Raw genomic sequence first — 14016 nt, forward strand, 5'->3', positions numbered from 1 at the left:
TTTATCGATTAATTATAACCTAAATTTTGTTTGAACTCGTCTTTATTTGAAACGGCATCCAATTGTTTTTGAGGAATTGGTCTCAACATATGATAATCCATAATTTTAGCTCCGGCGTCAGGGTTGTAAGCTTTAACACGCTGAATCAGTTTATTGGTTCTCTTTAAATCGAACCATCTCATTTGCTCGCCTGCAAACTCACGCGCTCTTTCATCCAAGATAAAGTCGATGTTAATTTGATCAGGCAATACCTGCATTTGGGCAGTATGACCCGGAACAGCCGCACGCGTTCTTAATATGTTCACTTGATCGGCAGCTTCAGCAAGGTTTCCAAGGTTCATTTCGGCCTCAGCTGCAATCAGGTACATTTCAGCTAAACGAATAACAAATACGTCGCGTGCACTTTGCGCCTCAGCAATGGTTGGACGGGTTGGATCATCAAATTTTTGCAAGGTAACGTAATGCAAACGATCATTTGGTGTCCCATCAGCCTTATATACTTTACTTAAATCGTAAGTTCGGTATTTTTTAGTTGCTTCAACCACATTCGGAATTTCGTATTTGGTACAATACACAGCCGTATCACCAATTGCTAAACCTTTTGCAGCATCTACTTTATTTGCGTACCACACTGTTTTAAACGATGCATTGTAACGCGCATCATCTTTTTCATTAAAGAGATTTAACAAAAACAAAGTAGGCATATAACGATCGAACGGACGTCCATTGGCAATATCGCGGAACATACCCGGCTGATCGTCATATTTCATCATAAATAACAAGTGCCCGTTATTGCTTCCACGGTTATGACCATCAGGATAAAGAACCGGATCGGTTAAATCGTTTAAGCTTAGGTTGGTTGAATAGTTAACCGCCCAAATAACTTCTTTATTTACGAGGTTAGCCATATTCCATAAATCGGCATACTTTGGTAACAATTGAAGACCATAGCTACTGATTACTTTTTTAGCTAGATCTGCTGCTTCTCTGTTTTTACCACGAGTAAGATACATGCGTGCCAAAAATGCTTCAGCAGCCTGTTTGGTTACACGTCCATAATTGGTGGTGGTAGTTGGCAGGTTTTGGTTTGCAGTAGCAAAAGCCAGATCATCAAAGATCAATTCGTAGAATTTTTCAACCGCGGTTTTATTGGCAATTGTTGTAAAGGAAGTAGTTTCCTGAGTTGACAAATGCACTCCGCCCCAGGTTTCAACAATATGCCAGTAATAAAATGCACGTAAGAAACGAAGTTCCGCTTCGCGTGTTTTTTGCAGTTCAGCCGAAAGGCCCGATTTACTTACATTATTGATACCTGAATTACAAAGGTTCACCGCTGCGTACAAACGGGTCCATTCAATTTCCAGGGCCTCCTGGTTAGATTGTAAGTTGTTATAGTTCGATAGATCAAGGTAAACATCTCCGGCCCCACTCGTCCAGATATCGGTTCCCATTTCCGAAATGTTATAACCATACTCTTTTCCGTACCACCAACGGGTGTACGAATAAGCAGCATTTACCAAACTCTCAAAACCTGCCGGGGTGGTGTACACGGTTTTATCCGTCAATCCACTCGGATTGTATTCATTCAGCTCTTTTTCACAAGAGATATTTACTGTACCCAATAAGGTAAGCACAGCGGCTATTTTTAATATTTTATGTTTCATAACTCTGGATGTTAACACTTAAAATTCAAGATTAATACCTGCAACAAATAAGCGGGTGAGTGGGTTAGTCAAAGAACCTGCACTTTCAGGATCGTAGCCATCCAAATCACTAATACAGAATAAGTTTTTACCCGTTACATAGATTTTTGCCCTTTGTACTGACAGTTTACTAATCAGCGATTTAGGCAAATTATAACCTAATGAAACACTTCTGAGTTTAATAAATGAACCATCCATATAACCTAATGTACTAGCATATGGCAATGAGGTAAACGAAACAGCTGTGGTTGGTCTTGGCCAGTCGTTGGTTGGATTTTCTGGTGTCCAGTACGATACAGTTGCACTGTTCTCAATACCCTGAGGGTCGAAACGCGACATATAAGCCGAGTTAATGGTTTGACCCATACGCGCATAGATGTAGAAACTGAATTCGAAATTTTTGAAGGTAAGATCACTATTAAAACCTCCGCTCCAGCTTGGCACTGCCGATCCGATAACTTTACGATCATGTATGTTATCAATTACACCATCGTCGTCTTGGTCTTTAATTTTAATATCACCCGGTTTTTTACCGTATTTGGTTGCCTGGTCAAGCTCAGAATTTTGCCAGATACCTACTTTCTCAAAATCATAGAATGAGTTTACCGGCGAACCTACCACCAAGAATTTTGGCGTGCTGGTGGTTCCCGTGTTAAGTACAGTAGCCCCATCAGTTAGTGCTACGATCTCTTCATTATTTTTGAAGAAGCTGAAGGTAGTTGCCCAGTTAAATGATGGTTTAACAATGTTTTGAGTGGTTAATGATAGCTCAATACCTTTATTGCGGGTTTTACCAATGTTTTGGGTGATTATCGATACGCCCGAAGTAAGCGGCATCACACGGTCATATAATAAATCAGAAGTTCTGGTATCATAAACATCCACAGTACCGCTAACTCTGTTATTAAACAAACCGAAGTCAACACCAATATCAGTGGTAGCTGATTTCTCCCATTTCAAATCAGGGTTACCAATTTGTTTAGCGTAGGCAAAACCTGCAGCCGGAGAATCGCCATAAGCAAATGGTATACGCACTAATGAACTTTGCGAAGAGTATGCACTAACCGATGAGTTTCCGGAGATACCATAACTTGCTCTAACTTTCAAATCACTCATCACTTTCGAGTCTTTTAAAAAGTCTTCGGCAATTGGTCTCCAAGCACCAGCTACTGATGGGAAGAAATCCCATTTATTACCTTCACCTAATACCGAGGCACCGTCAAAACGACCGGTTAAGGTTAACAAGTACTTGCTTTTATATCCATAGTTCACACGACCGGCGTATGAAACCAAGGTGTTTTTATTATAGTTACTGTAGATGGATACATCCTGAGTAGAGTTGGCCAAAGCGTAGTACAACTGCGAAGTAAGCAACAGATTACGGCCCAAAGCACTCGCTGTTTCGTTTTCGAATTTCAAATATGAACTAATACCTGTAACCGTCAACGAATGTCCTTTTAACTCTTTCTGATAGGTAATAATGTTCTCCCAGCTCAGGTTACGTGAGTTAGTATTTGCATAGCTTGCTTCAGATGCCTGGCCAAAACGGGCAATAGTATTCGCCGACTTGAAAACACCCTGACGTGTGCTGCTGCTGTTAAATGAGAATACAGTACGGGCATTTAATCCTTTAAAAGGCTTAAGTTCAGCATAAAGTGTTGGGAACAATCGGGTGGTGCTTGCATTATCTTCAAAGGCACCATTTTGCTCATCGGCCAATGGGTTAATGTCTTTACCTTGGTTTGGAACCATGTTTAGGCTTCCATCCTCGTTAAATGCAAAGGTTAAAGGACTGATCTTGTTAGCCAGGTTCAATGGATCCTGACGGGTGCTTTGATTATTAAAAGTCACCTGGGTTTGCGTTCCTAAAGTAAGGTAGCGGTTCAGGTCATAATCCAAGTTCAACCTTCCGGTGTAACGCTGAAGGTTATCTAACATCAATACGCCTTTTTCGTTATAATAATCTAATGAAATATATGAACGAAGCTTCTCACTGCCGGCTGTTAAACCTACCTGGTAATCTTGCTGCATCCCGTTATGAAGTAACAGGTCAGAGAAGTTGGTTTGAATATTATTATTGATCGCGTCTAATTGTGTAGTGTTGAATATTTTCGAGTCATCGGCTGGGCTGGCCCATTTTCCGGTAGTTCTGTTTGCCTCTCTGGCTAAAGCTACATAACCCGTAGCATCGTTAACCGATGGATAACCGGCAACTTTTGACATACCTGCATAGGTATTAAAACTAACTTTTGCTTTACCCGAAGTTCCTTTTTTAGTAGTAATGATAATTACGCCGTTTGCACCTCTTGATCCGTAAATGGCAGTAGAAGAAGCATCTTTCAACACCTCCATACTTTGTATATCATTTGAATTGATATCCTGTACGTTAGAGTACTGAACACCATCAATAACATACAGCGGACCGTTACCGGCATTAATTGAACGTGTACCGCGTACGGTTACGTTCACACCTGCGTTACTCGACCCACTGGTTCTGGTAATATCCAATCCTGGAACTTTACCCTGGATGGCTTCAACCACGTTTCCTGTAGGTATTTTCTTCAATTCCTCTGCTTTCAATGAGGTTACAGAACCAGTTAAGTCGCTCTTTTTCACAGCTCCATAACCAATTACCACTACCTCATCAAGGCCTTTGGCAACAGCGGTCATCTGCACATTTATGCCTGTTTGGCCTTCGCTAACTTTTATTTCTCTTGTTCCGTAGCCGATATAGTTAAATACAAGGGTTACTTCTCCCGATGGGATGGAAATGCTGAACATACCTTCGGCATCACTCGCTCCACCCATTGAACTCCCCTTTACAGATATGGTTACTGCAGGCAGAGGCTCATTGGTTTGAGCATCTGTAATCTTGCCTTTTAATTGGCGGTGTTGGGCCCACGCTACATAGTTAAACAGTAACAGGACTCCCATTAAGAGTACCATTTTTTTCATATTCATTATTTCTAAATTGGTTGATAAGTTGGTTGCTTATACATTCATAATAGCGCCCGAAATGAAGGGTTTCATAGCTGACTTACCGACAAGTTTACATTTATTGAGTTCAAAAAAATCCGATTTAGGCTAAAAAAGTTATGCAAACGTTACCGGTAACGTTTCTGTAGTACCACTTTTACACCTCTAATATTGAACTTCCTGCTTATTTTCCTACTTATCTCCCCTTACCCAACTGAAGTATGCTCTTATTTACCCCCTTTCCATTTTCTTTCCGAAATCGATTGCATAAATTTTCCCTTTTCATCTAAACCTTTTATTGGCTTAAATACTTACAATTGCCCAATCATTCATACTTATATTGAATTACAACCAATTACCATGATCAAATCATTCTATATTAAACCCGTACTCATGTCAGTTTTTTTGCTGATGTCCTTTCGCTTTACAGAGGAAAAAAGAATTACGGTTTACCTGATTGGCGATTCCACGATGTCGATCAAGGAACCTACCGCTTACCCGGAAACGGGCTGGGGTATGCCTTTCGCTGTTTTCTTCGACTCAACCGTTGTGGTTGATAACCGGGCGAAAAATGGGCGCAGCACCCGAACCTTTATCTCCGAAAACCGTTGGCAATCGGTTGCTGATCAGTTAAAGGAAGGCGATTATGTTTTTATTCAATTTGGACATAATGACGAATCGAAAGAGAAGGTTGATCGATACACCTCCCCTCAGGATTTTAAAGCTAACCTGAGCAGGTTCGTTAACGAAACACGCGCCCATAAGGCCAACCCCATACTTATTACCCCTGTGGCACGCCGCCGTTTTGATAATGCGGGAAAGGTTTTGGATTCGCATGGTGAATATGGTCCATTGGTAAGATCGCTTGCCGCTGAGCTGAATGTTCCATTGATCGATCTCCAAAAAGAGAGTGAAGCTTTATTACAAGAGTTCGGCAAGGATCAATCGGCCTTGCTATTTCTGCAGCTGCAACCCGGCGAACACCCCAACTATCCACTGGGGAAAATTGACAATACACATTTCAATGAATTGGGGGCCCGCAAAATTGCGCAGCTGGTTTTAGCCAATATCAAGGCGCAGCATATTCCTTTAGAAAATCATATTGTAAAAAAATAATCTTCTATATAGATGAAAAAACTGATCACAGCCCTGGTGCTACTCCTTAGCTGCGCACAGGTATATAGCAAAACCGTAAAAAGCATTGTGGTGGCTCAGGATGGAAGCGGTAATTTTAAAACGGTGCAAGAAGCGCTCAATACCGTTCCAAAGCATAATACCGAACGTATTGAGATTTTCATTAAAAAGGGTGTTTACAAAGAAAAGCTAAAGCTCGACACTACCCAGCATATGGTGAGCCTCATCGGCGAAAGCCTCAATGAGACCATACTCACCTACGATGATTTTTCGGGCAAAAAGGCTGCCGATGGAAGTACCCATACCACCAAAACCACCGCTTCGTTTTTCATTTTTGCTGATGATTTCCTGGCAACAAATATCACTTTCGAAAATACAGCCGGCGAAGTGGGACAAGCTGTGGCTGTAATGGTTTATGGTAACAGGGCCGTTTTTGTCAACTGCCGGTTTTTAGGTAACCAGGATACGCTTTATACCCAGGGTCAGCAAAGTAATCAGTACTATAAAAACTGTTATATAGAAGGCACTACCGACTTCATCTTCGGTTTTTCGGTGGCCGTGTTCGACAATTGCCATATTCACAGTAAAAAGAACTCTTACATAACTGCTGCTTCAACTCCAGAGGGTAATTCATACGGATATGTTTTCATCAACTGTAAACTTACCGCTGCCGAAGGCATCAATGAAGTATACCTGGGCCGTCCGTGGCGGCCTTTTGCCAAAACAGTGTTTATTAATACTGAAATGGGTTCACACATTTTACCTGAAGGTTGGCACAACTGGAACAAGCCGGATGCTGAAAAGACGAGTTTGTATGCCGAGTATAATTCAAAAGGAATGGGCGGCAATACTGAAAAGCGCGTTTTATGGTCACACCAACTGAGTAAAAAGGACAAAAGAAACTATAAGATCAAAACTGTTTTGGCTGATACCATCGGCTGGACCGCTAGAAAATAATATTCCCGGCTCATAAATCTTTCTAATGCATTTAATTATAAAACGAACATTCGTAGCACTGTCATTTTGCGTATGTGCCTGCCTTCAGGTTCTGGCACAATCAGATGCCGGTATTTCAAAAACATGGGTAGCTGACCTGGGCAATGGGAATTACAAAAACCCCATCATTCATGCCGATTATTCCGATCCGGATGTTTGCCGGGTGGGTGATGATTATTACATGACCGCATCGAGTTTCAATGCCATTCCCGGATTACCCATTCTACATTCCAACGATCTGGTCAACTGGAAGCTAATCTCTTACGCACTAGACCGGCAACCTCCTTTTGAGCATTTTGAAAAGGTACAGAATGGAAACGGCGTTTGGGCTCCTGCCATTCGTTACCACAACAACGAATTTTACATTTATTATCCCGACCCTGATTTTGGCATTTACCTGATAAAAGCCAAACAAGCCACAGGACCATGGTCAAAACCACTATTAATAAAAAGCGGTAAAGGATTCATTGATCCTTGTCCGCTATGGGACAGCAACGGCAAAACCTACCTGGTACATGGCTGGGCCGGAAGCCGGGCTGGCATAAAAAGCATTATTACCATCAATGAAATGAATCCGCAAGGCGATCAAATTTTGGATGAAGGCGTTTTGGTCTACGACGGGCATGAGATCGATCCAACTATTGAAGGCCCGAAGATTTATAAACGAAACGGTTACTACTACATTTTTGCTCCTGCCGGAGGTGTTTCAACCGGTTGGCAATTGGTCTTAAGGTCGAAAAATATTTATGGCCCTTATGAACGCAAGGTCGTTATGGACCAGGGAAAGTCGATTATTAACGGCCCTCACCAGGGAGCCTGGGTAGATACCAAAACAGGAGAAGACTGGTTCATTCATTTTCAGGATAAGGAAGCCTACGGACGTGTAGCACATCTGCAACCTATGAAATGGGTTAATGATTGGCCGGTTATCGGTATAGATACTGATAAAGATGGAAAAGGCGAACCTGTTTTAACTTATCGCAAGCCGAATGTTGGGAAGACTTATCCTATTACAACTCCGCCCGAATCGGATGAGTTCAACAATCCTAAATTAGGCCTGCAATGGCAATGGGCAGCCAATCCCAAGGTAACTTGGAAAGCTCATTCCACAACCGGTGTCTTGCGTTTGTTCTCGGCAAAAATTCTCGATAGCGCCAAAAACTTTTGGCAAGTGCCAAATATCTTATCGCAAAAGTTCCCAGCCGATCAGTTTATGGTGACAACCAAATTACTTTTTAAACCGGCAGCACTAAAATTGCAGGAAAAAACTGGCTTGATAATCATGGGAGAAAACTATGCATACCTGGCTATAAAGAACACATCCGAAGGTTTGCAACTGGTTTACACCACTTGCACCAACGCCAGCAAAGGCACTGCTGAAACTGAAAAAAACATTGCAAAACTACCTTCAGGATCGGTTTACCTACGCGTTGCAGTTAAGGCAAACGCTATTTGTCAGTTTGCCTATAGCACCGATGGCGATAATTTCACAAGCATTAACGAAAACTTCAGTGCTACTCCCGGTCGATGGATAGGTGCCAAAGCAGGGATCTTTTGTACACGAACCGACCAAACCAACGATTCGGGTTATGCCGATTTCGATTGGTTCAGGTTAGCGCCTGTTAAAGAATAAGTTGCAAATAATTCAACTTTAAGAATACCTTGCTTTAGCAGCAGGGTATTTTTTTATCCGTTCAACAATCTACAGGAGTTTAATTACTGGATTTTAAAATGATAACGTTACCGGTAACGTTTGCACAAATATATATGGGCAAATTGTTTTTTAGCTCTCAAAAACTCAGTAGACTTGCTTCGTTCAGTAGTTAACATAATACTGAATAGATAAGAAAACCGCTCATTTCTTATTGAATAAAACAACCAAAAAAAGTAAAAATGAATTCAAGCCATTTGTTTGATTTAACCGGTAAAACGGCATTGGTAACAGGATGCAATAAAGGCATCGGCAAAGCAATGGCAGTTGCACTGGCACGCGCCGGCGCATCAATAATTGGGGTCTCGGCCTCACTGGAGCTTAGCAATAGTAAGGTGGAGCAGGAAGTAAAGGCCCAGGGCGCTCAGTTTTATGCCTACCAATGCGATTTCAGCAATAGAGATTCATTACAAAACTTTATTAACAAGGTAACTAACGATCATCCGGTTATAGACATTTTGGTAAACAATGCCGGAATGATCTTAAGAAAACCGGCCGCAGAACACGATGATGAGCTTTGGGATAGCGTGTTATCTGTAAATCTTGATGCCCCTTTCATTTTAAGCAGAGAGATCGGACGCCGAATGCTGGAACGTGGCTCAGGTAAGATCATTTTCACAGCTTCCTTATTAACATTCCAGGGTGGAATAAATGTACCTGGCTATGCCGCCAGTAAAGGCGCAGTAGGTAGTTTAGTAAAAGCTTTATCTAATGAATGGGCCTCAAGAGGAGTAAATGTGAATGCGATTGCTCCGGGTTACATTGCTACCGACAATACCGAGGCTATACGCAAGGATGCCGATCGCAGCAAGTCTATTTTAGATCGTATTCCGGCCGGCCGCTGGGGAACCCCGGAAGATTTTGATGGCATTACGGTTTTCCTTGCCTCAAAAGCATCAGATTATGTGAACGGTGCTATTATACCAGTTGACGGTGGGTGGATGGGCAGATAGTTAGACATCCGAAGAAAATAATATAAAAGATAGAAGAACGAATAATACTTGCATGGAACAGCGATATCATAACAGCCCTAACGAAACAAAAAACATGAATACAGAACAGTTAAGAAACAATTTCTTAATTGATAACCTCATGCAAGCCGATAAGCTTACCCTTGTTTACAGCCACTACGACCGAATGATCATTGGGGGGGCAGTTCCTGCAACTACCCCGTTAACGCTGAATAACGAAGCTGAATTGCGCGCCGATTTTTTCCTGGAGCGACGCGAGTTGGGAATTATTAATGTGGGCGGTAATGGTAAAGTTGAGGTAGATGGTAAAGTTTACGAGTTGGGCGTTAAAGATTGTTTATACGTTGGCCGTGGTCAAAAGAGAGTTGTTTTCTCTTCTGACAATTCCCAAAACCCTGCAGTTTATTACCTGCTTTCGGCACCTGCACACAAGGAATATGCAACACAATTGATGAAGAAAGAAGATGCAACTCCAACAACAGTGGGCAGTTTAGAAACTTCAAATCATCGCACTATTTATAAATACATCCACAAGCAAGGTATTGAAAGTTGCCAGCTGGTGATGGGCTTAACCACCTTAAACACCGGTAGCGTTTGGAACACAATGCCTTCGCATACCCACGACCGCCGCATGGAAGCCTATTTCTATTTTGATGTGCAGCCGGGACAAGCGGTGGTGCATTTTATGGGGCAGCCTACCGAAACGCGCCATATTATGGTACACAACCATCAGGCTCTTATTTCTCCTCCATGGTCGATCCATTCGGGTTGCGGAACCGCCAATTACTCATTTATTTGGGGTATGGCCGGCGAGAACCAGGATTATGCAGATATGGATGCTGTGAAAATCGATGAACTCCGATAATTAGCCGAATTAAACGATCAACTGATTTAAGCATGAAGACCACAGCAATAGCCCTTTGTCTCTCGTTAATATGCGGAAGTACTTTTGCCCAAAATGCAGCTTCTCAGCAACAGAAAACTGACACCACTCTTCTGTTTGGAAGCACCAGGGTGACTTTACCGAAAGTAGCTGAACCTGTTTTCAGAAAAGACACCTTATCTATTATTGATTTTGGAGCAGTAAGTGACGGCAATACATTGAACACTAAAAGTATCAATGACGCCATTTTGCAGGCCAATAAAAGAGGTGGCGGTGTGGTGCTTATTCCAAGAGGTATTTGGTTAACCGGTCCTGTGGAATTAAAAAGCAATGTTAACCTGCATATTGCAAGCGGAGCCTTGTTGTTGTTTACTAAAGATTTTGATCAGTATAAAATGGTTGAAACTAACTGGGAAGGATTGACAGCGGTACGCAACCAATCACCTATCAGTGGTGTTGACCTGGAAAATATTGCTATCACCGGCAAAGGTGTGGTTGATGGTAATGGTGATGCCTGGAGAATGGTGAAAAAAGACAAACTTTCTGAAGGCCAATGGCAGAAACTTATTGCATCAGGAGGTATAGTGAATGAAGAAAAGCGCACCTGGTACCCAAGTGAAAGCTCACTAAAAGGCGCTTCCCTTAAAAATGGGGGTGTGATTGCCGCAGGTAAAACTTTAAATGATTACCAGGAGATCAAAGACTTTCTTCGTCCCAACCTGATGGTATTAACACGTTGTAAAAAGGTGTTAATTGATGGGCCTACTTTCCAAAATTCAGCAGCATGGAACTTGCATCCACTGATGTGCGAAGATGTTACCGTGCGCAATGTTATTGCCCGCAACCCTTGGTACGCGCAAAACGGCGACGGCATTGATGTTGAATCATGCAAAAATGTATTGATAGAAAACAGTGTTTTTGATGTAGGAGATGATGGTATCTGCATAAAATCGGGGCGCGATGAACAGGGACGCAAACGCGGCATGCCAACCGAAAACCTGATTGTGAACAACTGTACCGTTTATGCGGCTCATGGCGGTTTTGTGATCGGCAGCGAGATGTCGGGAGGGGCACGTAATATCTGCGTTTCCAACTGCACATTTATGGGCACCGATATCGGCCTTCGTTTTAAAACCACACGCGGAAGAGGTGGCTTGGTTGAAAACATCTACGTTAAAAATATAACCATGAAGGATATTGTTGGAGAGGCTATCCTTTTCGACATGTATTATGCGGCTGTTGACCCAATAAAACTACCCGGCGAAAAACGCACAGCTCCTAAAACAGAGTTGCTGCCGGTAACAGAAGCTACTCCTCAGTTCCGCAACTTTTACATTGAAAACGTGGTTTGCAACGGTGCCGAGAAAGCCATTTTCGTACGTGGATTGCCCGAAATGAATATCAAAAACATTTCACTGAACAATATTACCATTAAAGCCAAAACAGGTATCGAACTTATTGAAGCGCAGGAAATCAGCTTAAACAACCTGAATATTTCTACTAATTCGGCTAATACCTTAACAACAATTACTAATAGCAGCAACATCATGTTCAACAAGCTATCATGTAATAAACTTATAACGCTGCTCTTCGCTGTTGAGGGCGAGCGTAGTTCAAATATTTGTGTTACCAATACCGATACCTCGGTAGCAAAATCAGTATCGAGCTTTAGCAATGGAGCCGATAAAAAATCACTGAAACTGAAATAAGCTGTACTTATCTCATGAAAAAACGAAGTCTCATAATTGTATTTATATTGATTGGAAGTTATACAGGAAGCGGCTATGCTCAAAATCTGTCGGAGAAAATGGCCGCTACTGTTATGACGATCTGGAAAGATTCACTGGCCAACCCTGTTGGTAAACCTGTGAAATGGGCTTATGACGAGGGCGTGGTGCTGGAAGGAATGGTGAACATCTGGAAACGTACCGGAAATGCCGATTACTTCAACTTTACGCAAAAAAGCATGGACTTTTTTGTGCAGCCGGATGGAAGCATTAACCGCTACCGACAAGATGAATACAATATAGACAATGTTAAAAATGGCCGTTCGCTTTTATTGCTCTACAAAGTAACCGGCGACGAAAAATATTATAAAGCCTGCAAGCTCTTGCGTGAGCAGCTTAAAAATCACCCCAGAACTAACGAAGGTGGCTTTTGGCACAAAAAAATATACCCTTACCAAATGTGGCTTGACGGTTTGTACATGGGTGCGCCATTTTACACCGAATATGCCGCAACGTTCAATGAACCGGAAGCTTTCGATGATATTGCCAACCAGTTGATCTTTATGGAAAACCATGCGCGCGACCCTAAAACAGGATTGCTGTATCATGGCTGGGATGAATCGAAACAGCAGGCATGGGCTAATAAAACCACCGGCAACTCCCCTAATTTCTGGGGCCGGGCAATGGGTTGGTACGGCATGGCACTGGTTGATGTGCTGGAGAATTTCCCGGCCAACCATCCTAAAAGAGCAACTATCCTTAGCATTTTAAACCGTTTTGCCACCGCAATAACTAAGGTACAGGATTCAAAAAGCGGCTTATGGTACAATGTGCTAGACAAACCTAAAGGCAAAGGAAACTATAAAGAAGCTTCAGCTTCATGTATGTTGGTGTACACTTTAGCCAAAGCGGTGCGCCTGGGGTATTTACCGGCTAAGTACAAAGCGGTTGCTGATAAAGGATACAAAGGCATTACGAATACATTTATTGAAACTGATGCTAACGGGCAAGTTAACCTGAATGGTACCATTAGTGTGGCGGGTTTAGGGGGCAAGCCTTACCGCGATGGCAGTTATGAATACTATATGAGTGAAAAGGTAGTTACCAACGATCCTAAAGGAGTAGGTGCTTTTTTACTTGCTGCCAATGAAATGGAACTTACAGAAATTAAGCAAACCGGAAAAGGTAAAACCGTAATGGTTGACCGCTATTTTAATAATGAGTTTCAAACAGATGCCAGCGGAACTAAACAAACTCATCATTACAACTGGACGGAACTTAACCATGGTGGATTTTCATTATGGGGTGAACACATCCGTTATACCGGAGCTAAAACTACTGAGCTTAACACGGTTCCTTCCGCCAAAAGCTTGAAATCGGCCAATGTGTATATCATTGTTGATCCCGACAATGAGAAAGACACTAAACAACCAAACTACATTGAACAACCTCAAATTAATGCTATTACAAATTGGGTTAAAGCGGGCGGTGTGTTGGTTTTAATGGCGAACGATATTAACAACTGTGACCTGGATCATTTGAATAACCTGGCAGCCAATTTTGGTATCGGCTTTAAAAAAGAAACACAAAACAAGGTAACCAACAATCAATTTGAAATGGGAAAAGTGCTTACCTCTGCCAATAGCGGATTGTTTACTCAACCATGGCAATTATACCTGAAAGAAATTAGCTCGCTAAACGTTACTGCTCCTGCCAAGACCGCCGTTGAAAGTAACAACATGGCCATTATCGCTATTGCAAAGGTGGGCAAAGGAACTGTTTTAGCCGTTGGCGACCCTTGGTTATATAATGAATATACCGACGGACGTAAACTTCCATCATCCTTTAAAAACCTGCAGGCTGCTGATGACCTAACCAACTGGTTATTTAATCAGGTGCCGGCAACTAAATAAAT

Annotated in this window: 9 protein-coding genes; 7 read left to right on the forward strand and 2 right to left on the reverse strand. The window is 42.2% G+C overall.

The window, feature by feature from the left end; genetic code table 11:
- Nucleotides 1-8: 8 nt before the first annotated feature.
- Together C3K47_RS13890 and C3K47_RS13895 are read right to left on the reverse strand one after the other, a co-directional pair.
- Entirely contained in the window at nucleotides 9-1664 is a 1656-nt protein-coding gene (locus C3K47_RS13890; RefSeq protein WP_103789750.1) for a RagB/SusD family nutrient uptake outer membrane protein, read from the reverse strand.
- 18 nt (nucleotides 1665-1682) lie between these two features.
- A complete protein-coding gene (locus C3K47_RS13895; RefSeq protein ID WP_207765302.1) occupies nucleotides 1683-4664 on the reverse strand; it encodes a SusC/RagA family TonB-linked outer membrane protein in 2982 nt (993 codons plus the stop codon).
- A gap of 408 nt (nucleotides 4665-5072) precedes the next feature.
- Between C3K47_RS13895 and C3K47_RS13900 the strand changes: the two genes are divergently transcribed.
- The 7 genes from C3K47_RS13900 (at nucleotide 5073) to C3K47_RS13930 (ending at nucleotide 14014) form a co-directional block, all read left to right on the forward strand.
- On the forward strand, nucleotides 5073-5795 hold the full coding sequence (locus C3K47_RS13900; RefSeq protein WP_103789751.1) for a rhamnogalacturonan acetylesterase: 723 nt from the start codon (nucleotides 5073-5075) through the stop codon (nucleotides 5793-5795).
- A 12-nt stretch (nucleotides 5796-5807) separates the two neighbouring features.
- A complete protein-coding gene (locus C3K47_RS13905; protein WP_103789752.1) occupies nucleotides 5808-6770 on the forward strand; it encodes a pectinesterase family protein in 963 nt (320 codons plus the stop codon).
- Between the two features lie 25 nt (nucleotides 6771-6795).
- Entirely contained in the window at nucleotides 6796-8442 is a 1647-nt protein-coding gene (locus C3K47_RS13910) for a glycoside hydrolase family 43 protein (RefSeq protein WP_103789753.1), read from the forward strand.
- Nucleotides 8443-8702: 260 nt separating this feature from the next.
- Complete coding sequence (locus C3K47_RS13915; protein ID WP_103789754.1) at nucleotides 8703-9473, forward strand: SDR family oxidoreductase; 771 nt, start codon at nucleotides 8703-8705, stop codon at nucleotides 9471-9473.
- A gap of 52 nt (nucleotides 9474-9525) precedes the next feature.
- On the forward strand, nucleotides 9526-10356 hold the full coding sequence (gene kduI / locus C3K47_RS13920; RefSeq protein WP_103789755.1) for a 5-dehydro-4-deoxy-D-glucuronate isomerase: 831 nt from the start codon (nucleotides 9526-9528) through the stop codon (nucleotides 10354-10356).
- Between the two features lie 32 nt (nucleotides 10357-10388).
- Nucleotides 10389-12083 (forward strand): glycoside hydrolase family 28 protein, encoded by a 1695-nt coding sequence (locus tag C3K47_RS13925; RefSeq protein WP_103789756.1) that lies wholly within the window; start codon nucleotides 10389-10391, stop codon nucleotides 12081-12083.
- Nucleotides 12084-12097: 14 nt separating this feature from the next.
- Complete coding sequence (locus tag C3K47_RS13930; protein ID WP_103789757.1) at nucleotides 12098-14014, forward strand: glycoside hydrolase family 88 protein; 1917 nt, start codon at nucleotides 12098-12100, stop codon at nucleotides 14012-14014.
- The last annotated feature ends 2 nt before the right edge of the window (nucleotides 14015-14016 follow it).

Origin of the sequence: Solitalea longa (assembly GCF_002920915.1) — a bacterium.
In the GTDB taxonomy this organism is placed as follows: Bacteria; Bacteroidota; Bacteroidia; order Sphingobacteriales; family Sphingobacteriaceae; genus Solitalea; species Solitalea longa.